The organism is Armatimonas sp., from assembly GCF_964826245.1.
In genome coordinates this window covers 30,403-50,833 of the sequence record NZ_CBAYMC010000001.1, presented here as the reverse complement: position 1 = coordinate 50,833, position 20,431 = coordinate 30,403, and the positions used below count along the sequence as shown (strand labels likewise).

Here is a 20,431-nt window from a genome sequence, read left to right as displayed (position 1 = left end):
CAGGATTAAACGCTACCTAGAGCCGCAGGACGAAGGTGGCGTTGTACTGGTCGGCACGAACCCCAGAGAGCGAGCCGAGGTCCGTGTAGCGCACTTCGAGGAAAGTCTTCGTGCTTAAGGAGAAACCCAGTAAGAATGTCGGGACAACACGGATACCACTCTTGTCTTGTGTTCCTAGGCTCGTGGCTCTTGCGCGACTGCTGGCGAAGATAGGACTAGTAGGGCTACCAGCAACATCGAGGCGCAGATCATAGACTCCCAGCCCGAAGCCGTAGAAGTTTCGAGAGTTGTTGCGGGCACGGTCGCGCTCGATGTAGGAGATTCCTGTTGCGGAGAGAGTGTTGCCATTGCCCTCGCTGCGGAAGTGAGTCAGCTCCCAGGAGGGAACGCCCACACGACGTGCGCTTGTGTGGCCTGCCATTCCAGCCCCCAAAATGGGCTCCTGAGCATGGGAAGAAACAAAGAGAGGCTTTGCAGCTTCTGTGCTAAGACCCTATTTTCGCATTCGAGGCTTCCAGGCATCCAGAGTTGTCTGCTGAGTTGGGTTAAGAAGAGAGCGCAGGCGGGTCTTCAAGCTCTCCGTAAGTTCTTTAAATTTTCGTGTGGCCTCTTTACGCACTTGTGGGTCTTTTGCTCCGCCACTTTTTTGCACGTTATCTTCCAGCTCCGTGAGCTGCTTCTGGCTGGCGTTGAAGATCGGGTCGGTAAGGTCTTTCTGGCCCGCAGTGAGCTTGAGGCTTTCCTGGAGCTCTGTCAGAGGACTGCGCGGCGTGGCCGCCGTGCTCTCTTTCCCATTCCCGCGTGCGGGCTTCTTCAGGCGCTCTTGCGCTTCTTTAAACTGTGCCTGCTGCTCGGGCGTGAGCATTCCCAGGATCTCGACCTCTAGCTTAAAGGCCGCGCCTTCGAGCTTTTTATTTTGCGCCTCGGTGAGCGTGAGTGCTTGAAGTGCCTCCGCGAGCGCCGTGACGGAGTTATGGTTGCGGAGCGGCTGTGCTATGGTGCTGCGCTCCGCTTTACGGGTTTGCTTGTCGGGTTTCTGCGCCTCGGCGGGCAGGCTCAGCGTGGCCAGCGCGACGGTAGCAAGAAAGAGTATCTTTTTCATGCCACCGTAGACGCAACAAACTTGCCGACGGTTCACGCAGGCTTTGACGTGCGGCCCTCTTGTTCGTCGGTGAGGAGCGGGTTGCCTCGGTGCACGGTGCTTGCCTGGCTCTGCTCTTCCCAGAGCAGGCGCGAGAGCACACGACGCACCATCGCGAGCTGCACGGCAATCTCGGCGTACTCGTTTTTCTTGGAGTGGTGCTCGACTCCCCAGCAGCCGGTGTAGCCCGCATCCAGCAAGAGCTGCATCTTCTCGGCTAGGCAGCTATGAGTGATCTTGGCGTCCACGTGGGTGTGAATCGCATACGGCGCGAGCCGCCTATCGCCCTCATCGGGGTCGCCCAGCTCCCAGTGCCCGATGTGCAGCAGGATCCCATAGGCCGGGTGCGCGACGGTCTTGGCGATGTCTTCCATGTTGTCGGCGATTAGCGAGATGCCCCAGTGGGTCTCCGGGCCGACGGAGAAGCCATGCTCTTGCCCAAACTCACAGTACTCACGGAACTGGTTGGAGATAATCTCAAGCTGCTCGGCGCTCATGCGCTCCAGCTTGCCGCCCGTATCAATGCGCACCGTCTTGGCCCCCAGCGCCGCCGCCACTCTCAAGTGCTCAAAGGCCAGCTCCCGATTCTTGGCCCGCGCCTCGGCAGAGTCTTCCCAGACATGGCAGCCGTCGGCGTGGTAGTTGACCAGAGTCAGCTCGCGCTCCTCGAGCCCCTGGCGCACTTTCTGGATAAAGCCACTCTCAAGCGAGGGCAAGAGCCCGTTCCAGATATCGGCAGTGTCGAGGCCATAGCGAAAGCGGCAGCTCTCCAGGTAGCCAAAAATATCAGTCTTGCCCTCAGAGAGAAGGCCATGAACACTATAGCCCGCGATCGAAATCTTCATTGTTGTTTTTCCTTAGATTCGTAGAAATAGCTGACGGCGGTGCATCCAAAAGAGAATCCACCAGAGAAGTGCCAGAGTGGCGCTTCCATGAAGCAGTGGCTCGTAGGCCGTACCAAAAATCAGAAATGGAGTATGCCCGAGGTGTCGGTAGAGTGCTTTCTCTACCAACTCCATGACCAGCCAGGAGAGGCAGTAGGCCGCAATCGAGTTCATCCCGATCACCACCAGCGCAAAGACGGGGCGCTTCTGGCCTCGCACATCAACAAAATAATAAAATGCCGCGAGAAACACAAAGCACCAGCCGCCACTGAAGAGAACCCACGACGGTGTCCAGATGCGCTTGACCACCGGGCAGACTCCCAGCCACCCCAGCAGTGAGCCCACCAGAAGCAAGACGGCGGCAGTCATCAGAAAGACCCGAAGGCGCTGTTGGGGCGACTGCGTGTTGCGCAGGATACCGCCCGCCAGCAAGCCGAGGAGCATCGTCCCCAGGGTTGGGATAAAGCTCAGGGTCGCGTAGCCGCCGCCATTAAAGCGAAACGTTTCCTCGCGGGGGAAGAGGTTGAGGAACCACTGGTCAAAGCGCATCGCAACGTTGGCGTTCTTCTCCCAGTGCGCCGCAAACCCTGAGAGGTGGTGCGGCCACTCCGGCTTCACTCCAACCGTGAGGGTGTCAAAGCCAGGGGGAGGGAGCGGGGAGAGGGCAAACGCCGCCCAGTACCCCACTAAGATCACGCCCAGCGCGGCCCACTGGACTTTGCGTGGTGCGAGGCCCAGAAGAAAGAGAAAACCGTAGCCCAGTCCGATCTGGGTGAGCGTGTCCTCAAAGGTGAAGTAGGTCTGAGGATGGCTCAGAGAGCGCAAGAAAATCCCCAAGAGGATCAGGGTGAGTGCGCGCCCAAAAGCATGGCGGATAAGCTGTGCCTTGCTCTGGCCTTGAGCGAGGCGGCTGGACAGCGAGAAGGGGAGCGCGACTCCTACCAAGAACGAAAACGAGGGCTGGATCAGATCGTGGAGGGAGCAGCCCTCCCAGCTGACGTGGCTCTGGTGGTGGCCCATGAAGGCGAGGAAGGCGTTGCCGGGAACCGCCTTGGCGATATCCTCCCAGTGGAGCACCTCGGCGAGCATGAGGAGCATCACAAAGCCACGGTAGGCATCCAGGGAGACGAGGCGCTCTTTCATCTTAGCGGCTCAGAAACGGGCGCACGGCCTCGGCGAGGATCTTGTAGCCGTCGGCGTTGAGGTGCAGTTTGTCGGTGATAAACAGCTCTGGGCGCGGCTCACGGCTCGGGCCAAAGAGCTTCTCGCGCACCGGGATAAAGTCCACACCGTTGCGCTGGCAGAGGCGCTGGATAATACGATTGGTCTCCACCACCGCATCGCGCTGTGCCCAGCGGCTGGGGCTGGAGGTCAGCTCGATAAACGAGAGCCGCGTTCGTGGCAGAAGTGAGCGCACCGTCAGCACAAAATCACTGAAGTCTTGGGCCACTTGGGGAGGCGTGCGCTTAGCATTGATATCGTTGGTGCCCGCGAATAAAACAATCTGGCGCGGCTGGTAGGGCCGCAAGATGCGCGGCGCAAAGTGGGTCGAGTCGGGGAGCTGGGAGCCCCCAAAGCCCCGATTGAGCGTGCCGTAGCCAGGGAAGTCCTTATCGAGGCTCTTCCACATCCGAATCGTCGAACTCCCGACAAAAACAATGCCGCCAGGTCTGGGGAAGCGTTTCCGATCCGCCGCCTCGAAGGCCGCGATCTCTTTCTCCCATTTTTTAGGGTCTGCTTGCATAGGGCAATTATGCCACACTTTGCACGGAACTCTTCCACGAAGATTTCGTTAGAGCTTTCAGGTATCCTAAAACTATGAGCACTGTTTCCCCCGACGCGATCCAGGCCGCGCAAGATGCCCTCGATGCCCATGTGCGCGAGATCATTTCCTGGCACTTCTCTCCCGAGACCGGCAGCCCCTTCTGGCTGGACTGGGCCAAGAGCGCGGACTTCGACCCGATAAAAGCCGTCACTTGCGCCGCTGACCTGGCCCAGTTCCCACACTTCCAGGATGAGTGGCTACGCGATCTGCCCAACGAAGTCTGGGTGCCGAAACAATACATGGGGCGTCCTTTTTTTGTCTTCGAGACGGGTGGAACGACCGGGATGCCCAAGCAGCGCATCGGCTGGGACGACCACAAGCACGACTACGAGGAGTTCTCTGAGGGGCTCGACGACAAGTTCTTCCCCAAGGGCGGCAACTGGCTGATGCTCGGCCCCACCGGCCCACGCCGCCTACGCCTCTCCATTGAGCACCTGGCCAACTTCCGTGGCGGCTCGTGCTACCACACGGATCTGGACCCGCGCTGGGTGAAGCGCCTGATCGCCGACAAAGAGTTCGAGACGGCGAAAAAATACAAGAAGCACGCCGTGGAACAAGGCGCGACTCTGCTCAAGCACCGGAAGATTAGCTGCCTCTTCACCACGCCGCTGCTTTTGGAGGCGCTGGATGAGTACGTCAATGTGCCTGATGCAGGCATTAAAGGCGTCTTCTGTGGTGGCACGTCGATGAACCCACAGACCGTGCGCTTCCTGATCGAGGAGATCCTCGACAACCGCGCTCAGTTTGTCCCGACCTACGGCAACACGCTCATGGGCCTCGCCCAGAGCCGCCCGGTGACCCGCGAGGACAACTACTCCATCACCTACCACGCCCCACAGCCCCGTGCGATCCTGCGCGTCGTTGATCCCAACGACACCAAGACCACCGTGGACTACGACACCTGGGGCCGCGTCGAGCTCTCCACGCTCACCAAAGAATTCTTCATGCCGCGCTTCCTGGAGCGCGACGAAGCCCTACGCCGCACCCCCTGGGGACGCTTCCCCTGGGACGGCGTCGCCGAAGTCCGCCCGTTTGGCGCACTAGAGACCAAGGCCATCGAGGGCGTTTACTAGGCTTCTCTGTCATCTCCACTCGCTTAGGCTCGTTGCCCTCTTCCCCGGTTTGTTCGCAAGCTCACAGGAAGAGGGCTTTTGTTTGGGGAGCCTACTCCGCGAGTTTTTTAAGGCCCGCTTCGATGGTCGGCGTGTTCGGTCCCTCACGTAGCGCGATCCCGAGGTCGGGGCGGGTGAGGGCTTCGTTGACCTTGGGGGCCATGAGGATCGTCTCGCCCAAGCGGATGACGATGGTCTTATGGAGCGCTCCTTGGGTGAAGGCAGCGAGCTTCTTGGTGTCCTCAGGAGTGAGCCGTACCTGGATCACCGACGCTTTCGATCCCTTCGGCAAGGTCGTTTGGGGGGCGACACTCTCCAGATGGGTAAGGGAGAGCTCGGGTGTCGCGGCGATATAGCCTAGCTTGGGGTAGTGCTCGGTATCGAGAAACTGCCCTCCCTCCACCTTCGTGGTGCTTAGCGTGTAGAACGTCAGCGCTGTGGGCGGCGCACTCTTATGACACCCGGCTAGGAGAGTCGCGTGTGGAGAACCTCGCCGTCGCGCAGGCCGAGCTCTTGGAAGCCACTACGGAGTGCGACCCGGCGGGAGGCGGTGTTGTCGGGGGCAGTGAGCAGCTCAAGCTGCTCGAAGCCGTATGTCTCGAAGGCGAGCTGGCAGGCCAATGCGACTGCGCGGGTGGCGACCCCTTTGCCGCGGTGCTCGGGGTAGGTCCAGTAGGAGAGGTTGGCCGTGCGCCTCTGGCTGTCGCTCTCAAGCGGCTGGAGCTCGCAACCACCGAGGAGCGTGGACGAGTGTGCGTCGCGGACCGCGAAGGGAAAGCGTACCCCGCTTAGGCGCTCTTGTTCCCAGCGTGCGATAACGGCTTCGGCGTGCGCGAGGCTGGGGACAAAGTCTGCGGGAAAGTCGAAGCGCAGGCGGTGCTCGGGGTCGTGGTCGCCGGCGCAGAGCACGGGGGCATCGGTGGCGGCGAAGCGGGTCAGGCGCACCGTGCCATCGCTGCGCGCGGCGAGCGTGCGGGTCATAAAAGTGCTGTTGGGATCGTCCTTGTAGGAGGCAAACGGGCCGCAGGCCACAAACCCAAAGCGTGCATAGAGCTGGTGGGCGGGGGCAAAGAACGGCTGTGAGCCCGTTTCCAGGCTGAGGCGCGTGTAGCCCCGCTCGCTGGCCTCGTCAAGGACGTACTGAAGAAGCTTGGCGGCGACTCCTCGGCGCCGAGACGCCGACGCAGTTCGCATGGACTTGAGCTCGCCGTGCTGGGGGGTGAGCTCTTTAAGGGCGACGCAGCCTGCCAGAGTGTCGCCGTCCCAGAGCGTCCAGAACGTGAGCTCGGGCTGGCGTAGGCCGTCTAAGTCCAGCGCGTGGACACTCTCCGGCGGCGAGACCGCCCGCATGTCCGTGAGGTGCTCCTCCAAGAGCTGCGCAATCTCCGGGCCGCGTAAATCATCCATTCGAATCGTCACAGCTCAGTTTGACAGGTAAAATGAGCGCATGCAAGACTGGACACGGTTTCGAGGACCCAATGGCACGGGGATCGGGTTGCCCACGGGAGTCGCGGCGGACTTTACGGAGAAAGACATTCGCTGGAAAGCCACACTGCCCGGCGAGGGGCACTCGTCGCCGGTGCTCATGGGCGAGTCGGTGTTTGTGACGGCGGCCCAGCGCGAGGCGGGGAAGCGGCACTTGGTCTGTCTGGACACCAAGACGGGAAAAGAGCGCTGGCGGCAGAGCTTTGACTACAAGGCCTACCACACCCACGAGCTCAACACGGCGGCCAGCGCGACTCCCACGGTGGATAAAGAGCGGGTCTACACCACCTGGCCCAGCGATGAGAACTTTGTGGTGACGGCGCACTCACTGGTGGGAAAGCTGGTCTGGCAGCGGGAGTTTGGTGCCTTTCCCACCCAGCATGGAGGCGCATCGGCCCCGATTCTCTATGATGGCATGCTGATCTTCTCCCGCGAGCCCGAGAACGCGCCGGGGAGCCTGCTGGCTTTAGATGCCAAGACTGGCCAGACGCGCTGGGAGGTCAAGCGGCCCAGTAAAGACGCGCCCTACGCCGTGCCCATGCTCTACCAGCCCGAGAAAACTGCGCCGATGCAGCTGCTCTTTGCGAGCACACTTCAGGGAATCACCAGCGTCGAAGCCAAGACCGGAAAAGTGCTCTGGGAGACACCAGGGCTCTTTACCTACCGCTGTGTCGGCTCCCCAACCGTTGCCGCCGGGCTGATCTTTGCGGGAACGGGCGTGGGAAATGGTAGCCGGCTCTTTGTGGCACTAAAGCCGGGCGCGAACGGCGGCAAGCCGGAGATCGCCTGGAAGCAGACCCGCAACACGCCCTATGTTCCCTGCCCACTCTATGCCAACGACCTGCTCTTTCTCTGGGGCGATGGAGGCATTGTCCACTGCGTCAAGCCCGAGACGGGAGAGACAATCTGGCTGGAGCGTGTGGGCGGGAACTTCTACGGCTCGCCCGTGTTTTGTGAGGGGAAGCTCTGGGCGATGAGCAATAAAGGCGAGCTGATCGTGATCGCCGCTGAGAAGACCTTCAAGCTTCTTGCCCGGCGCGATCTAGGCGAGATTACCAACGCCACGCCTGCCTTTGGCGAGAAGACGCTGTATCTGCGCACGCTAAACCATCTCATGGCGGTAGGCGGGAAGTAGTCCCCCCGGTTAGAGCGGGGGGACTGGAGAGCGCTTCGCGCTACCAAGGGCCACCCCGAGGGTACCCGGCCCATACTGAATTATTTTTATGGCCGGAACGGCCTTTGTAGCCACAGGCTCTCCCGTCTGGCCGTTCCAATCGGCCGGAACATTAAAGGAATCCAAAACATGTCATTGCCGTATCTGCCGACCCTGCGTCGGGGCCAAGTTTATGAGAGCCTGGAGAAGGCGGAGCTGAAGAGTGTCAAGAGCGGCGAGATTGTCGCTCATGTGGGGCAGGTCAATGCCGGTGTCATCCGCCGCGACCTGCGCAAGCCGTCGCGCGAGTGCCTGCGGGATATCCCTGTGGCACGGCTTTTAGAGATCAGCGCCGAGGCCGGGAAGCACTTCATGGAGTCCGCGCTCCCGCTGGGCGATGGACAAGTGCAGACCCCCGACGACTACATCGCGCAGCTGGCGGCTACCAGTGGCCTGCCGCACGTGATGATCCGGCGCAACATGGCCAAGATCAACCAGGTCTTCACCCAGATGCCGACTATCCTCAAGGGCCTCACTCGTGGAATGCCGCTCGACGTCCTAGACAACGGCTACGGCGAGCAAAACGGCGTCCCCGTGAGCTACTACGCCACCACCGAGGCGCTGGGCGTGGTGCTTCCCAGCAACTCCCCGGGCGTCAACTCGCTCTGGATTCCCTGCATCGCCCTCAAGATTCCGATCGTCCTCAAGCCGGGTCGCGAGGAGCCGTGGACCCCGTTTCGTATCATTCAGGCCTTTATCGCCGCCGGTGCGCCGCCTGAGGCGTTTAGCTTCTACCCCACGGACCACGAGGGGAGCGCCGCCGTGATGGAGCACTGCAAGCGTGCGATTATCTTCGGCGACCAAGCGACCGTCGAGCGCTACGCAGGCAATCCCGGCGTGAGTGTTCATGGCCCCGGCTGGAGCAAAGTCCTCATCGGCAGTGACATGATCGAGCGCTGGCCGGAGTTTATCGATGTGATCGCGTCGTCGATTGCCGACAACGGCGGCCGGAGCTGTATCAACGCCAGCGCCGTGGTCGTTCCCAAGTACGGTGCCGAGATCGCCGATGCGCTGGCCAAGAAGCTCGCCGCTATCGAGCCGCGCCCCGCCGCCGATCCTGATGCGGTGCTCTCGGGCTTTGCCAACCCCAAGATGGCCGAGTGGATGGACGGCGCGGTCACCGACGGCCTGAAAACGTCGGGGGCCGAGGATGTCACTGCCAAGCACCGCACCGGTGAGCGTCTGGTGGAGCTGGATGGCAGCACCTACTTGCGCCCGACCATCATCCACTGCAACAACTTCCAGCACCCGCTCTCCAACAAAGAGTATCTCTTCCCCTACGCCAGCGTGGTCGAGGTGCCCCAGAGCGAGATGCTCGCCCAGATCGGCCCGTCGCTAGTGGTGATGGCGATCACCGAAGATGAAGCCTTCATCGATCAGCTCTTCGACTGCCCGCTGATCGACCGTCTCAACCTCGGCCCCATCTCCACGATGGTGACGTCGTGGGACCAGCCCCACGAAGGCAACCTCTTCGAGTTCCTCTACAAGCGAAGATCGTTGCAGCGGGCGTAGGCCCTCCTCCCCCAGCCCCTCCTCCCGAGAATCACGGGAGGAGGGTTGGGAAGAGGGGAGAGGTGCATCATGAAGTCGTTCGAAGAAGAAACCTACACCCGGATTGTTGCTAAGATTCGCTCCTGGGATACCCAGCAGTACTCAGACATCTATGCTCTCTCGTTTCTCTATTCCACAAGTTTCTGTGAGGATATTGAGGGCAATGAAGTTTGTATCAGAGATGGCCTCTCAGTCACTTTTAATACCATCTCTCACTACCTGGCTCAGATAGAGCAGGCATCGGATGCTGAGGAAGCCAAGTGGAACTATGCTTTCTGGTTACGGAAAGACACAGCCGAGATGCCGCAAGTACATGAGTATGGCTACGTTGATCCAGACGACTGGGAGCTTCGTCAAACATGGCTTGCAGAACAAGGCAGCGATGAGAAGAGTTCTGAAGCCTTGATAGAGTGCTACACGCGCATCGCTCAGCGTCTCCATCAGGAAAATATCCTCGTTGAAACCCTCGGGCGAAGCGTGCCCATTATTATTCACAATCTGGTTTATGAAGAACGGGGTGACATAGCGACACGCCGTGCCAACCCCGAAGCACTTCTCATGGAGTACCTCGCGGAGTGGGTTGCCTAATTCGGCACTAGTTGAGGAGAAATGGTAAAATCTAGGTGAAAGGATGTTTGCTATGCCACACCCGCGTTTTTCTGGCGACGAGATTGTGCGCCTTGGGGAAGAGCTCTACGAAGCTACTGTGCGTGCTCTGGTAGAGACCGACGAAAATATTGGCAAGATTGTCTCCATTGATGTCGAAACTGGTGACTTCGCCGTGGATGCTGATCCGGTTCGTGCGGGTCTTCAGGTGCAGGCAAAGCATCCTGGGGCTGCGATTTACGGGAAGCGAATCGGCTACAATGCAGCGTTTGCCTTAGGAGGAACCCTCACGAGGTCGGTGGCGTGACGCAGGGGATTGTTCATGATCTCCAGGCACTTGTGAACGTCACTTTTGTGCTTCCTGGTAAACCCAACTTGAGCATTGAGTTTGTGGTGGATACCGGTTTTGCGGGCGCACTCACGTTACCGCCTGAAGCCGTCGCGGCACTGGAGCTGCCGTACTTGCAGGAAATGGTCGCGAATCTGGCGGATGATAATAACGTCAAGACCGATGTGCATATAGCCACCATTCTCTGGAACGGTGACGTAACCCAGGTGGCGCTGCTCGCGCTGGGCCGCCGTCCCTTGTTAGGGACAGCACTTCTGAGCGATTCAGAACTAACGGTTGTCTTTCAAGAAGATGGTGTCGTGAAAATTACGCCGTCGTGATGCTTCTTGACGATAAATCCCTGGCACAATCCTCCGTAGTCGCGAACTCGACGATGAACCGGGAGCGGGGGCTTTCGGGGGCCAATAGCTACACCAAAGACTTGGGGTTTGCGCCGCTGGAGTGGCTGGAGGCGCGGCGTCCGGCGCGGTGGCTGGATCTTTGCCGATGGCGGCGAGAGCTTTTCGCATCTGCGCCTGATCGAGAGTCCGCTGGCGGAGTGCGCTCTGGAGGGGCCGTTTGAGCTGATCACCTGTGTGCATGGCCTCCACTATCTCGGCGATAAGCTGGGGATATTAGCGCAGTACGCCGCGCTTCTCTCCGAGACGGAGCCAGCCGCTGCCACTTGAGTACCTCGGAGCCGAGGATCACGACGCCCCCAACTTCACGGGCCAGCCGGGGGTAAACTCGTACTACAAGCCGGCTATTTCTTGAGAAACGGAATGGGCTTGAGCTCCAGCTTCTTGATGGACTGCAGGTAGTCCAGCACCGCCTCGGAGTTTTTCCCGCCGACTTGGGCGTGCCAGTGGAGCGTGAAGCCGTGGGGGCCTTTGGTGTCGATCATCTTGGGCTGGAGGGTGAGAAATGCCTTGACGGTCTCTAGCTGCCCGAGCATCGTGGCGCAGAAGAGGTCAGGGCGGGCGCCGCGCTCTAGCAAGAACTCGACAATATCCCGGCGGCCCATGTGCGAGGCGCCGCCGAGGCCGGTCTCCCAGTCGCCGCCGCCCCAGTCGATGGTGGCGTTGAGCAAGCCAGGCTCTTTCTCCAAAAGCTTCTTGACCATCTCCAAGTCCGAGTGGGCGTAGATAATAAAGTCCTGCGCCAGCTGGCGGTTCACCTGCGGCTTCTTCCAGCCCGGCTTGAACTTGGGGGCGTCGTAGTCGCGGGTAAGCGGGGCCTCCGTGGGGCCTCCCTCCGGCGGGGTCTGCGCGGAGGCGTGGGAGGCGACAAAGAGCCCAGAGGCGAGGGTCGCCAGTTTTCGGCGTGAGATCGGCTGTGACATAGCCAATTATACCTTAGCTAGTTTGGGAAGGTTCGGTAGATTTCCGCGCCCAATCCTAAGCCAACCAGCGACCAAAACGCTCCCGTGACAAAGTCGCCGAGGATGAGACCGAGGAAAAACGGGAGCGCGGTGCGGTAGAGCTTGATGCCACCGTAGCGCAGGACACTGGCTTTGAGCACCCAGGCGATAAACAGATCGAGCCAGAAGAGCTCGTTGGCCCAGGTGAGGTTGAGCACGTAGGCAGCGGGCGAGAGCGGGAAGCCCATAAAGCGCGTGCGCAGAAAGCCAAGCAGAAGCGTCGTGGCCGCGCCGAAGAGTGCTCCGAGCCAGGCATGGGAGTCCGGGGCGCGGTTGCGAGCCCACCAACCCGAGAGCTGCGCCCACGGGGAGCTTGCCATCCCAAGCCGGTAGGGGTTGACATTGGCGGTCGCCGCGCCGTTCACGTGGTAGAACTGCATGTCCCAGAGCAGGGCGGAGGCGATAGCGACCGCAAGGGCGAGCAGGCAGGCGAGGGCGAACGGGCGCAGGCGGGAGCCCACGCGGCGCATCCCCACAAAGCCTTGGAGCGCCTGGGGAGCTATCGCGGCGCGGTAGTCTAGGTTACACCAAGAGAGAGTCGCGGTGTAGGCCAGATCTGTCGGGGAGAGCGCAGCGGTTCCAGCCAGGGTCGTGAGCATGCTCTGCGGATCCACCCAGTTGAGCAGCGGCGAGAGCACCGCCGTCTCGGCGATCAGGCGGGCGAGGGTGAGCTGGAGCAGAACATAGATCGTGAGGATCACCAGCGGGAGCCACCACGGGGCACCGGCGAGCACCAGCATCGCCCAGACGGTCAGAAACCCGATGGCCGCGCCTGTGAGTGCGACCCGTGCGCCAGGCTGCTGGGGAAGTGTGGAAAAGTAGCGCCGTGCGGTAAAGAGCGCAGCCAGGCAGACCACCAACCACGCGCCCCACGCCTGGAACTGGATAAACGGAAACTGATCAGGGTGCTCGTTTTGCGTGTCCGTGCCCAAGTCCCGCCAGTTCTGGGTCACACCCCAGAAATTCAGCAGCTTCTTGAGCACATGAAACACCCAAAGCGAGAGCAGCATGTCGGTGTTGATCAGAAACCCAAAGCCGATACTGGACGGATGGATCAGCGCCACGACCATCCCGAAACCACTAAACGGCGGCGCATTTAAGGCCATTAGGTCCACGGGCTTGTTAAACGGCAGCGATGGCAGGCTCGGGTACATCCCAGCCAGCGTGTTGAGGGTATAGAAGAACGCGGGGAGCGCAAAGCCTGCCCAAAACAATTTATTCCGAAAGAGCGGCACGCCCTCGCGGCAGAGCTCCAGCGGCAGCGCGACCACGGGGAACGTCAGGTGCTCCTGATCGGCCCAGCGCTGGCGAAGTAAGTAGGCCAGACAGAGAAGCGTCGCAAAGAGAAAAAACAGAAACACGCCCCAGAACGCGAGCACAGGTCCCCACGCCAGCAGCGCCTCGCGAGTGAAGAAGCTGGAGTGCCCCTCGTAGAAGTCTTTCAGCCGCGCCGGGTCGCGCGGGCCCAGCAGATTCCCAGGCAGATACGGAAAGAACTTCTCCCAGCCACGCTCAGGGCCGTAGCGCCAGGCATTGGTGAGAAACGGCGTGAAGAAGCCTAGATTGCCAATCCCCGCCACCGATGAGCTGAGCGAGAGCATGACATAGACCGCAAATAACTCCGCGGGACGCAGTGCCGCGCGTGGGGAGAGTTTTCGCACCAGCGCATTGGCAATGCTCAGCAGAAACAGCAGAAACGCCACCCCGATAAACAGCGTCGTGATCGTGATCTCCGTCACTTTCGTGCGCATCTCGGAGTTGGCGATCCAGCCCGTGTTGAGCACGATCAGCGGCAGCGCCAGCCCCAGTATCCGTCCCCAGCGCACCACGTTTGTCTCTGTCATCGGGGCTATTCTACGGTAAAATGCCCCAAGAGGAGAAAAAGACCAATGCGCTGGGAGCCCAACGCCGACGACACGCCAAACCCAAGTAGCTTTGCTGAGCTGACAGAGCTACGCTACTTCTCTTGGGGCTATGCCCTCAGCGGCGTCAGCGACGATCCCCGCCTGCCGGGGCGCTATGTCTTGATCCTGCGCGATACGACAGACGATGCGGAGCCCAGCATCTGGTTTGTCTTCGCCACCCCCACCGAGCACCAAGAGGCACAAGCCCGCATTCTCGGCTACGGCAACAACCCAAACGACGACACGAAAGATGCAGGTGTCCCCACCAAACCCCACCCGCCCCGTCACCCTGCCCGCAATGCGGTTGCTCTCGCATGGTAGCTCTCCGCGACCTGCTGATCGCTTCCACCCAGCGCCTCACGGATGCTGGAATCGCCGCTGATGAGGCCCGCACCGAAGCGCGGCTTCTCCTCCAGCACGCCTTTGGCCTCACTCGCGAGCAGCTTATACTGCGCCCTGATCTAGAGCTAGATTCCAGCGTCCTGGAGCCTTTGCTTGCCCGTCGCGCCAGCCGTGAGCCACTGGCTTATATTTTAGGAGAGCGAGGCTTCTACGGCCTGAGTTTTCGCGTCACGCCCGCCGTGCTCATCCCCCGCCCCGAGACAGAGCTGCTGGTCGAGGCGGTAATAAACCTCCCGGCTCGCTTAGGCTCACCACCCTCCGGCTTCGCGAAGGGTTTGCTGGACATTGGTACAGGCTCGGGGTGTATCGCGGTCACACTGGCTAAGCTCTTGCCCGACGTTCAGGTCTGGGCGACGGATATCTCGGAGGCGGCGCTGGACGTGGCACGGGAGAATGCGGCGCGACATGGGGCGGCGGTGACGTTTTGCCTCGGTGATCTGCTGGCTCCCCTTCCGCCCGAGCAGCGCTTTGAGATAGTTGTCAGCAACCCACCCTACATTGCGCCTGCAGATGCCAAAACACTAGAGCCGGAAGTGGGCGTCTTTGAGCCGCACACCGCGCTCTTTGATCCGATCTCGGGCAGCGATGGCCTGACACTCTACCGGCGGCTGGCGAGCGAAGCCCCCGCACGGCTCAGACCTAGCGGCTGGCTGATGGTAGAAGTGGGACAAGGACAGGCGGAGGCCGTCGCCCGGCTTTTTGCAGACGCCGGGCTAACTAACATCGAAGTGCGCGAGGACTTGGCGGGAACTCCCCGCGTCGTCCTTGCGCAGAAAAGTGGACTCGACAGGACTTGAACCTGCAACCGTCGGTGTGCAAGACCGATGCTCTACCCAATTGAGCCACAAGCCCGAAAAACAAAAAATCCAGCTCTCACCGCGTGGCGGGAGCTGGTTTCTCACAAGATTCTCTTGAACTTGTCAGCCCACGCCACCGCCGAAGCGTCCGTTCCCAAAGATAGCCCGAGTAAAGTTCATGATGCTCTCTCTATCGCAAAACAAGTCCTATTTGCTAAAGGCCCATATGGTATCCTGAAAACGCGCTGGGCGGATTTAGAGCCAATGCCTCTCTACCCGGCTTTTCGAGGAGAAGAGAGCTAGTTTTATGAGCGTGACCTATGCTGATTCCGGTGTGAGTATTGATGCGGGCAACGAGGCGGTGCGGCGGATGAAGCAGCACATTCGCTCGACCTTTAACGACGGTGTTCTGGCAGATGTGGGCAGCTTCGGTGGCATGTTCCAGCCCAACTTTGGCGGCATGCGCGAGCCCGTGCTGGTGAGCAGCATGGACGGCGTCGGCACCAAGCTCAAAGTGGCGTTTATGACCGGCAAGCACGATACCGTGGGCCGCGACCTGGTCTGGCACTGTGTCAACGACATTTTGGTGCAGGGCGCACGCCCGCTGTTCTTTCTCGACTACTTCGCCACCGGCAAGCTGGACCCGATTGTCGCAGCCGATGTGGTGAAGGGTCTGGCCGAGGGTTGCCGCACGAGTGGCTGTGTGTTAATTGGCGGCGAGACAGCGGAGATGCCGGGGATGTACCAAGAGGGCGAGTACGATATCGCGGGCTGCATTGTCGGGATGGTGGACAAGAGCAAGATCATTACGGGGGATAAAGTAGCGCCCGGTGATGTACTCATCGGGCTGGCGTCGGAGGGCTTGCACACCAACGGCTACTCGCTCGCCCGAAAAGTCTTATTTGAGATCGGTAAGCTCCCGGTGGAGGAGGTCGCCGACGAGCTGCTCGCGCCGCACCGCTGCTACGCCCCCGCGATCCTGCCGATTCTCGACGCCGGCGACACTATCAAGGCCATGGCGCATCTCACCGGCGGCGGCTTCTACGACAATATCCCCCGCTCGCTTCCGGAAAACTGCGGCGCGGTGGTGCAGAAATCCAGCTTCACGGTGCTTCCCATCTTCGAGCGTATCCAGAGCATCGGTAATGTCCCCGAGGCAGACATGTACCGGACGTTTAATATGGGAGTCGGCCTCGTGCTCGTGGTCGCCCCCGAGCACGCCGATGCCACGCTCACAACGCTCCGCGCCTCGGGTGAGACTGCAAGCGTGATCGGTGCGGTGACGGCAGGTGCACATGAGGTGACGCTGGCATAAGCCTCGATTATTTTGTAAACTGTCTTTATGAACGCAACGCTGACACTGGACAAGGACTTCGTCCTCTCTGAGATCGACCCGCGCGTCTACGGGGGCTTCGCGGAGCACCTGGGACGCCATATCTACACCGGAATCTACGAGCCGGGCCATCCGACGGCTGATAACGAGGGCTTCCGCGAGGATGTGATTTCGCTGGTCAAAGAGCTCTCCATGCCGATTATCCGCTACCCCGGCGGCAACTTTGTGAGCGGCTACAACTGGGAAGACGGCGTTGGGCCACGCGCGGAGCGTCCAAGGCGGCTGGAGCTGGCGTGGGGAATCACTGAGACCAACGAGTTTGGCACCAATGAGTTCATGAGCTGGTGCAAAAAAGTGGGCTCCGAGGCGATGATGGCGGTGAATCTCGGCACACGCGGCCCCGACGATGCGCGGCGCTTGGTGGAGTACTGCAACCATCCCGGCGGCACCCAGCTCAGTGATCTGCGCAAGAGCCACGGTGTGGCCGATCCCTATGGCATCAAGGTCTGGTGTCTGGGCAACGAGATGGACGGCCCCTGGCAGATGGGCTCGCGCACAGCCTATGAGTACGGGCGTGTCGCCAACGAGACAGCCAAGCTCATGAAGTGGGTGGATGGCCGTATCGAGACCATTCTCTGTGGCTCATCGGGGCGCGGCATGGCCAGCTTCGGCAAGTGGGAGTGGGAGTCGCTGCAAGAGAGCTACGAGAACGTGGACTACCTCTCGCTGCACACGTACTACAACAACCGCGCCAATGACACCCCCGCGTTTCTGGCCGAGACCGAGAACATGGCCGACTTTATCGCCGAGGCTGTGGCGCTCTGTGATGCGGTGAAGGCAAGCAAGAAGAGCAAGAAGACCGTCAACCTGAGCTTCGATGAGTGGAATGTCTGGTACCACAGCGGCGACTGGGGCCAGCTTGGGGCGCGCTGGGACGATGTCCGGCCCCAGCTTGAGGACATCTACAACATGGAGGATGTTCTGGTGGTCGGTGGGATGCTACTGGCGATGCTGAAACACGCAGATCGCCTCAAGATCGGCTGTATTGCGCAGATTGTGAACGTGATCGCGCCGATCATGACCCGGCCTGGTGGCGGCGCGTGGCGGCAGACCATCTTCTACCCACTCCAGCACTGCTCCCAGTACGGGCGTGGCACCGCGCTGCGCACCGCTATCAGCTCCCCCACGTACGACTCAAAAAGCCGCGACAAAGCGCCGTATCTGGCAACATCTGCCGTCGTGAGCGAGTCTGGTGATGAATTAACGATCTTTGCGATCAACCGCAGCCTCACCGAGCCACTGGAGCTGACCACCACGCTCCATGGCTTTGGCAAGGCTGAGGTGATGGAGTGGATTACCATGCACCACGCCGATCTAAAAGCGGTCAACACCGAGCAGAGCCCCGATAATGTCGTGCCGCAAGCGGCAACCGGAGCAACCGTCAGCGGCGAGACGCTCAAAGCCACGCTTCCAGCGGCGTCTTGGAACGTGATTCGTCTGCGAATATAAAACAAAAAACGCCCCGCTTGAGCTTTCTCAAGCGGGGCGTTTTTTTTGTCTTTTTAGGCTTGGCTGAAGGTGATGCCACCGGCTTCGTTGACATCTACCGCGAGCGAACCCGAGATCACTCCGTCGAGGAGGGACTGGTTCAGCATCAGCGCAATCTGGCGCTCGGCGGCGTTTTCGGTCTTGGCGCGGCGCACACGTGTTGAGAGAGCCTTGAGTTCTGCGGCTTCGTCGTGGATTCCACGTGCCCACATCACCACTGCCAGCGCTTCTTCCTGCGTTGCACCGCGCTCACCGCGTGAACTCAGTAAGGAGGCCACTAGGATCTGTCCTTGAGCGGCATGATCCACGGTCGTGCGGCGGCGGCGGCGTACCACAGGCGTCGTTGCGGCGGCTTCTGCGCCTTCTGTCAATACTTTAGGTCGTCTTCCCATGTTTTCTCATTTCTACCTTGATAAAAGAGGACTAATTTTCTCCTCGACAGGTAATAGCCAAGTTATATCAGGAAAAATACATGGATGCTAATTTTAGACCTGAAAAATAATTCATTAGACGAAATTTCACACTATACAGCTCACACCAGATTTTTTGCAGGAGAATGAGGCGAGAATTAGCCGTATAGACTATAATGCTCGCTACCGATGCTGGCAAGTCTAGAGAGTATCCTAGAGCGAGTGAGACGCTACAACCCCAACGCGGATGTGGCGCTCCTTCGGCACGCCCACGATTTTGCAACCCAGAAGCATGAGGGGCAGTTCCGCAAGAGCGGCGAGCCCTATATTATCCATCCGGTTGCCGTCGCCGATATTCTCGCGGAGCTGGAGATGGACGAGGCGAGTATCTCGGCGGGCTTTCTCCATGACGTGATCGAGGACTGTGGCGTCACGCGCGACGAGATCAAGGAGCGGTTCTCCGAAGAAGTGGCGCTCTTAGTGGATGGGGTTACCAAGCTCAAGCTCGCAGACTTTGAGCGTCTCGCTCCCGAGCTCGCCGCCGCTGCCAAAGAAGCCGCCGCCAAAGAGGCAGAGACTGGGAAAGTGGACTCGCGCCGCCGTAAGCGCCTGGAGACGCACTCGTCCGCAGAGAACTTAAGGAAAATTTTACTGGCCACTGCCCGCGATTTTCGGGTGATGGTCATCAAGCTCTCTGACCGCCTGCACAACATGCGCACCCTTCAAGGGCTGCGCCCCGAGCGACAGCAAAGAGTGGCGGAAGAGACCATGCAGATCTTCGCGCCACTCGCCCACCGCCTCGGGATCTGGCAGGTGAAGTGGCAGCTCGAAGACCTGGCGTTTAAGTACCTCTATCCCACCGAGTACAAAGAGCTAAGCGAGCGGATTGCACGCACGCGAGTAGAGCGCGAGGACGACATCCGCGATGCGATCCAGAAGCTACGCGATGGCTTCACGCACGCCGGTCTCAAGGTGGATATTCAGGGCCGCCCCAAGCACCTCTGGAGCATCTACAACAAGATGATCAAGCAGGAGCTGGAGCTCACCGATATCTACGATCTTATTGCGCTTCGGGTGATCACGCAGACCGTCCCGGAGTGCTACGGCGCTCTGGGGGTGATCCACGAGACCTATCTCCCTATTCCCGGCAAGTTCGACGACTACATCGCCAAGCGTAAGGCCAACCTCTACCAGAGCCTGCACACGAAAGTCTATGGGCCGCGTGGCGAGCCGCTCGAAGTGCAGATCCGCACCTGGGAGATGCACAAGACCGCCGAGTTTGGGGTCGCGGCGCACTGGGCATATAAAGAGCAGGGTGAGGGCGCACGAGTAGGCAAAGATGTCTTTGAGCGCAAGATGGCCTTTCTGCGCGCCCAGCTCTTCGATGCCCAGCAGGCCGAGGCCAACCCGGGTGAGTTCCTCTCCCGCGCCAGCGCCGATCTGTTTACGGATCAGGTCTTTGTCTTCACTCCCAAGGGCGATGTTCTGGATCTCCCGGCGGGCGCAACCCCGATTGACTTTGCGTATCGCGTACACTCCAATGTGGGCGATCACCTGGTGCAGGCAAAAGTCAATGGGCGCGTCGTCAATCTTTCCTACAAGCTCCAGAACGGTGACATCTGCCAAGTGCTCACGCGTCCCCAGGCCACGCCGTCGCTGGACTGGCTCATGCACGCCAAGTCCGGCCATGCCCGTGGCAAGATCAAGAACTACTTCCGCAAGCTCAAGTACAGCGACAACCTCGTGCAAGGCCGTGAGCGCCTCATGGAGGAGCTAGAGCGGCTTGGGCTCTCAACCGCGGTGATTAAAGACAGCAAGAAGATGCTCCCGCTGGCCAACTTGCTGAATAAAGAGAGCGTGGACGATCTCTTTGCCGCGCTGGGCTTTGGGGATGTGGCGCTGGGGATGGTGGTCAATCGCCTGCGCCCGGAGCTGGAGAAAGAGAAGAAAAAGCCCACCAGTGAGGACTTCTCCAAGCCACGCGGAAAAGAAAAACTCGCGCTGGCTCCGGGCGGTGTGGATGGCGTGGCGATCACCCGTGGCCGCTGCTGCCTGCCGCTGCCCGGCGATGAGGTTTTAGGCTACGTCTCCCGTGGTCGGGGAATGATCCTCCACCGCGAGGGCTGCCCCAATGTCGCCGCCTACGAAGCCGAGCGCCTCAGCCCGATAGACTGGCACCCACTAGAGACCGAGCGCTTCGAGACCGGCGTGATTATCGAGACCCTCGACCGCACGGGCCTCCTGCGCGACGTCACCGACTTCTTCTCGGAGAATAAAGTCTTTATCTTAGGCATCAATACCCGCTCGGACCGCGCCAAAGGGATCGCTGTTCTGCGCCTCGACTTTGAAGCCCCGTCGGCGGAGTATGTCGAAGCCCTCGTGCGCAAGCTCCACTCCCTCGAAGACCTACTTGCCATTCATCGCTTAGGCGTTGGTGCGGAAGACCCCAAGCCCGTCGAGCGAAGTTAAGTA

21 protein-coding genes, 1 tRNA gene and 2 pseudogenes are annotated in these 20,431 nt (G+C 60.3%); 12 read left to right on the top strand and 12 right to left on the bottom strand.

Annotated elements, in window-relative coordinates:
* Positions 1–16: 16 nt before the first annotated feature.
* From AC1XOS_RS00295 to AC1XOS_RS00275, 5 genes are all read right to left on the bottom strand, one after another.
* A complete protein-coding gene (locus AC1XOS_RS00295; RefSeq protein ID WP_481960213.1) occupies positions 17–421 on the bottom strand; it encodes a hypothetical protein in 405 nt (134 codons plus the stop codon).
* A gap of 72 nt (positions 422–493) precedes the next feature.
* Complete coding sequence (locus tag AC1XOS_RS00290; protein WP_481960212.1) at positions 494–1,102, bottom strand: hypothetical protein; 609 nt, start codon at positions 1,100–1,102, stop codon at positions 494–496.
* 32 nt (positions 1,103–1,134) lie between these two features.
* Positions 1,135–1,986 (bottom strand): sugar phosphate isomerase/epimerase family protein, encoded by an 852-nt coding sequence (locus AC1XOS_RS00285; protein ID WP_481960211.1) that lies wholly within the window; start codon positions 1,984–1,986, stop codon positions 1,135–1,137.
* 12 nt (positions 1,987–1,998) lie between these two features.
* Positions 1,999–3,168, bottom strand: coding sequence for an acyltransferase family protein (locus tag AC1XOS_RS00280; protein WP_481960210.1), 1,170 nt, complete (start codon positions 3,166–3,168; stop codon positions 1,999–2,001).
* Between the two features lies 1 nt (position 3,169).
* Positions 3,170–3,769: a GDSL-type esterase/lipase family protein gene (locus AC1XOS_RS00275; protein ID WP_481960209.1), complete on the bottom strand. Its 600-nt coding sequence runs from the start codon at positions 3,767–3,769 to the stop codon at positions 3,170–3,172.
* Between the two features lie 74 nt (positions 3,770–3,843).
* Between AC1XOS_RS00275 and AC1XOS_RS00270 the strand changes: the two genes are divergently transcribed.
* Positions 3,844–4,923: a phenylacetate--CoA ligase family protein gene (locus AC1XOS_RS00270; protein WP_481960208.1), complete on the top strand. Its 1,080-nt coding sequence runs from the start codon at positions 3,844–3,846 to the stop codon at positions 4,921–4,923.
* Positions 4,924–5,014: 91 nt separating this feature from the next.
* On the opposite strand, the gene AC1XOS_RS00265 is transcribed toward AC1XOS_RS00270, so the two are convergent.
* From AC1XOS_RS00265 to AC1XOS_RS00255, 3 genes and pseudogenes are all read right to left on the bottom strand, one after another.
* Positions 5,015–5,365 (bottom strand): hypothetical protein, encoded by a 351-nt coding sequence (locus AC1XOS_RS00265; protein ID WP_481960207.1) that lies wholly within the window; start codon positions 5,363–5,365, stop codon positions 5,015–5,017.
* A gap of 62 nt (positions 5,366–5,427) precedes the next feature.
* Positions 5,428–5,895, bottom strand: a pseudogene (locus AC1XOS_RS00260) (GNAT family N-acetyltransferase); the annotation flags it as partial.
* A 33-nt stretch (positions 5,896–5,928) separates the two neighbouring features.
* Positions 5,929–6,369, bottom strand: a pseudogene (locus AC1XOS_RS00255) (GNAT family N-acetyltransferase); the annotation flags it as partial.
* Between the two features lie 40 nt (positions 6,370–6,409).
* Here AC1XOS_RS00255 and AC1XOS_RS00250 point away from each other — a divergent pair.
* From AC1XOS_RS00250 to AC1XOS_RS00225, 6 genes are all read left to right on the top strand, one after another.
* Positions 6,410–7,582, top strand: a complete 1,173-nt coding sequence (locus AC1XOS_RS00250; RefSeq protein ID WP_481960206.1) for a PQQ-binding-like beta-propeller repeat protein — start codon at positions 6,410–6,412, stop codon at positions 7,580–7,582.
* A gap of 168 nt (positions 7,583–7,750) precedes the next feature.
* Positions 7,751–9,172, top strand: a complete 1,422-nt coding sequence (locus AC1XOS_RS00245) for an aldehyde dehydrogenase family protein (protein ID WP_481960205.1) — start codon at positions 7,751–7,753, stop codon at positions 9,170–9,172.
* A 69-nt stretch (positions 9,173–9,241) separates the two neighbouring features.
* Positions 9,242–9,799: a hypothetical protein gene (locus tag AC1XOS_RS00240; protein ID WP_481960204.1), complete on the top strand. Its 558-nt coding sequence runs from the start codon at positions 9,242–9,244 to the stop codon at positions 9,797–9,799.
* A gap of 43 nt (positions 9,800–9,842) precedes the next feature.
* The gene (locus AC1XOS_RS00235; protein ID WP_481960203.1) at positions 9,843–10,124 is read left to right on the top strand and encodes a hypothetical protein; all 282 of its coding nucleotides are present in this window, start codon (positions 9,843–9,845) and stop codon (positions 10,122–10,124) included.
* Positions 10,121–10,486 carry a clan AA aspartic protease gene (locus AC1XOS_RS00230; RefSeq protein ID WP_481960202.1) on the top strand — a complete coding sequence of 122 codons (366 nt, stop codon included), beginning with the start codon at positions 10,121–10,123 and terminating at the stop codon, positions 10,484–10,486. Before AC1XOS_RS00235 ends, AC1XOS_RS00230 begins: the two co-directional genes overlap by 4 nt.
* 108 nt (positions 10,487–10,594) lie before the next feature.
* Positions 10,595–10,834 (top strand): hypothetical protein, encoded by a 240-nt coding sequence (locus tag AC1XOS_RS00225; RefSeq protein ID WP_481960201.1) that lies wholly within the window; start codon positions 10,595–10,597, stop codon positions 10,832–10,834.
* A gap of 74 nt (positions 10,835–10,908) precedes the next feature.
* On the opposite strand, the gene AC1XOS_RS00220 is transcribed toward AC1XOS_RS00225, so the two are convergent.
* Together AC1XOS_RS00220 and AC1XOS_RS00215 are read right to left on the bottom strand one after the other, a co-directional pair.
* Complete coding sequence (locus tag AC1XOS_RS00220) at positions 10,909–11,487, bottom strand: ankyrin repeat domain-containing protein (protein WP_481960200.1); 579 nt, start codon at positions 11,485–11,487, stop codon at positions 10,909–10,911.
* Between the two features lie 17 nt (positions 11,488–11,504).
* Positions 11,505–13,409 carry a DUF6785 family protein gene (locus tag AC1XOS_RS00215; protein ID WP_481960199.1) on the bottom strand — a complete coding sequence of 635 codons (1,905 nt, stop codon included), beginning with the start codon at positions 13,407–13,409 and terminating at the stop codon, positions 11,505–11,507.
* 45 nt (positions 13,410–13,454) lie between these two features.
* Here AC1XOS_RS00215 and AC1XOS_RS00210 point away from each other — a divergent pair, with 45 nt between their 5' ends.
* Together AC1XOS_RS00210 and prmC are read left to right on the top strand one after the other, a co-directional pair.
* On the top strand, positions 13,455–13,790 hold the full coding sequence (locus AC1XOS_RS00210) for a hypothetical protein (RefSeq protein ID WP_481960198.1): 336 nt from the start codon (positions 13,455–13,457) through the stop codon (positions 13,788–13,790).
* Positions 13,784–14,668 (top strand): peptide chain release factor N(5)-glutamine methyltransferase, encoded by an 885-nt coding sequence (gene prmC / locus AC1XOS_RS00205; protein ID WP_481960197.1) that lies wholly within the window; start codon positions 13,784–13,786, stop codon positions 14,666–14,668. The genes AC1XOS_RS00210 and prmC overlap by 7 nt, the downstream gene beginning before the upstream one ends.
* Here prmC and AC1XOS_RS00200 read toward each other — a convergent pair.
* Positions 14,650–14,723, bottom strand: a tRNA-Ala gene (locus AC1XOS_RS00200). The two genes, prmC and AC1XOS_RS00200, sit on opposite strands and share 19 nt — an antisense overlap.
* A 252-nt stretch (positions 14,724–14,975) precedes the next feature.
* On the opposite strand from AC1XOS_RS00200, the gene purM reads away from it, so the two are divergent.
* Together purM and arfA are read left to right on the top strand one after the other, a co-directional pair.
* On the top strand, positions 14,976–15,983 hold the full coding sequence (gene purM, locus AC1XOS_RS00195; RefSeq protein ID WP_481960196.1) for a phosphoribosylformylglycinamidine cyclo-ligase: 1,008 nt from the start codon (positions 14,976–14,978) through the stop codon (positions 15,981–15,983).
* A 27-nt stretch (positions 15,984–16,010) separates the two neighbouring features.
* Positions 16,011–17,510, top strand: coding sequence for an arabinosylfuranosidase ArfA (arfA, locus tag AC1XOS_RS00190; RefSeq protein ID WP_481960195.1), 1,500 nt, complete (start codon positions 16,011–16,013; stop codon positions 17,508–17,510).
* Positions 17,511–17,563: 53 nt separating this feature from the next.
* Here the strand turns inward: arfA and AC1XOS_RS00185 are convergent, their stop codons facing one another.
* A complete protein-coding gene (locus AC1XOS_RS00185) occupies positions 17,564–17,941 on the bottom strand; it encodes a hypothetical protein (protein WP_481960194.1) in 378 nt (125 codons plus the stop codon).
* 207 nt (positions 17,942–18,148) lie between these two features.
* Here AC1XOS_RS00185 and AC1XOS_RS00180 point away from each other — a divergent pair, with 207 nt between their 5' ends.
* On the top strand, positions 18,149–20,428 hold the full coding sequence (locus tag AC1XOS_RS00180) for a RelA/SpoT family protein (protein ID WP_481960193.1): 2,280 nt from the start codon (positions 18,149–18,151) through the stop codon (positions 20,426–20,428).
* The last annotated feature ends 3 nt before the right edge of the window (positions 20,429–20,431 follow it).